Here is a 1,936-nt window from a genome sequence, read left to right on the forward strand (position 1 = left end):
AGGTAGTGTCAAGTGATCTATGAAAAACTGAGCCGAAAAAATCAGGCTCAGCAGAACCTTGAAAATTGCAGATATTGACATCGAAAAGTTCTCCGAAGGCTCAGGGCGCTGCCCTGAGAACCCGCAAGGGACCAGTCCCTTGACCCATTATCGGGCTCTGCCCGAACCCGTCCTCGCCGGAAGGCAGGAAAAGGGCGCACTTGCCCCTTTTCTGCCAAACAGGATCATCCGTGAGCCTTATGTCAATAGACTTTCGCGGCATATCCTCACAGCCGGCTGCGCCGCCTGCTCCGGTATTCCACGGTTCTATTGACAACAGCTCCGATCCGATCCAGCAGTTCCGGTTTTCTGCATGTTCAGGATGGTTTGTTGGCCAAGGAAGATAAGCAGCTGCCACTTGCCCGGCATGTTGTCAGCACCCTGGAGCATTTCCACTTCGTTAAGAACTTTGTATTTATTGTGTTTGTGCGGGCGCAGGAAGTTGTAGTAGGCAACCCAGAGAGCCAGGTCATAGTTGGCACCTTCGATGTTGTCGAAGCCGTTTGTTTTCCGGTAAGAAGCCTTATAGGTCCGGTTCAGTCGTTCTACGATCTGTTTGAAAGGACGGTGTTCCTTAGATACAGCATCGTCGTTGGTAAGTCCGATCACCTGGGTGATCTGGAAGGTAAAGTCCTTGCCAAACTTCTTTGTGGATTCCATGGCGGCAAGCGGATAGGCGCTGTAGCCATCAGCGATAAATTTAAAGTTTTCAGGGAGTTTCTTAAGCCCCTGGAAGGCCATGCGCATGGCAAGGATACAGGGCCCGACCCCGCGGTTATCGGACACCTGGTAACCGATGATGGAACGGCAGGCGGCGTTCATGATCAGCCAGACGTAGGTTTTTATGCCGCGGACTTTGATGTAGGTTTCATCGGCCACAAAGGCTTCTCCTTTGCGATAGGGATACTGATCGACGAAGGGTTTGATGCAGGTGGCCGCGGTCTTGCAGTAGTTGGCGATCTGCTGATGAGAGATCTGGATGTTATAGAGATCTTTCAGTGCCTGGCTGGTTTTGCGCAGTGACAGGCCAAGGTTGATATGCAGCGTCAGACACAGGGACATAACGTGTGCGTTATGCTTACTGAATTTCAGGGAAGAAGCGTTCTTAGGAAGGGTACTTACATCCATGCTGAAAAAATCTATCGTGAACTGACGGTAGATATAGTGAAGTTTATATTTATTTTTTCCGTATCTTTCTTCCAGATCGGCCCTGTCCACTTTCTTAAGGTTGTGGAGATAGTAGGGGCATTTTAGGTTGATGCACTTGTGGATGATAAAGTGCTTCCGTTCTTTTTTGGCAACGAGTGCCTTGCCACAGTGAGGGCACCGCAGGGTGAATTGCCTGGCGAAGCGGTTTTCATCTGGCGAAAAATTTGTATTGCATACCTTGCATTTCAGCTGTCCGGCTTTACCGTTATTTCGGTAAAGATAAGGCTGCGGAGCGCCACAGGAAGGGCAGAAGCAGTCTTCGGGGATGTCGCATTCCTTACGCCGGGAGACGGGTTTTATCTGAACACCGTAGCGGCGATCAAAGTAAGGGATCAGGAGACGCCAGTCCCATTCATGCTGGATGATCTGGACTTTTGGAAGTTCGTCCACTTTGAACTTCTGATATTTGGGAGAATGGGAATCGTCGAAAGCCCACTGCTTAAGTGGTATATATCTGCAGATGAAGTTGATTAACCAGCAATTTTGCTGGTAGAGATATTGAATAACATAGAGTAAGTATTGTATAATGTCCATGAGCATTGGCTCCTTTCGTGTGTAAGGTTTGTTTGGCGATAGACATTATACCAAAAAAGGGAGGTCAGTGCTCTTTTTATTGCAGATTTCCCTTATAATCAAGGTTTTTATTATATTTTGAAACAAAAAAACAGGTAGTATTTGACACTACCAG

At 48.0% G+C, this 1,936-nt stretch carries 2 protein-coding genes; one reads left to right on the forward strand and one right to left on the reverse strand.

The window, feature by feature from the left end; genetic code table 11:
• Positions 1-306 precede the first annotated feature (306 nt).
• On the reverse strand, positions 307-1,257 hold the full coding sequence (locus LKD70_RS18915) for a transposase (RefSeq protein WP_407691006.1): 951 nt from the start codon (positions 1,255-1,257) through the stop codon (positions 307-309).
• A 48-nt stretch (positions 1,258-1,305) separates the two neighbouring features.
• On the opposite strand from LKD70_RS18915, the gene LKD70_RS18920 reads away from it, so the two are divergent.
• Positions 1,306-1,722 (forward strand): hypothetical protein, encoded by a 417-nt coding sequence (locus LKD70_RS18920; RefSeq protein WP_407691007.1) that lies wholly within the window; start codon positions 1,306-1,308, stop codon positions 1,720-1,722.
• The last annotated feature ends 214 nt before the right edge of the window (positions 1,723-1,936 follow it).

It is taken from the genome of Ruminococcus turbiniformis, assembly GCF_020687545.1.
In the GTDB taxonomy this organism is placed as follows: Bacteria; Bacillota; Clostridia; order Lachnospirales; family Lachnospiraceae; genus Mediterraneibacter; species Mediterraneibacter turbiniformis.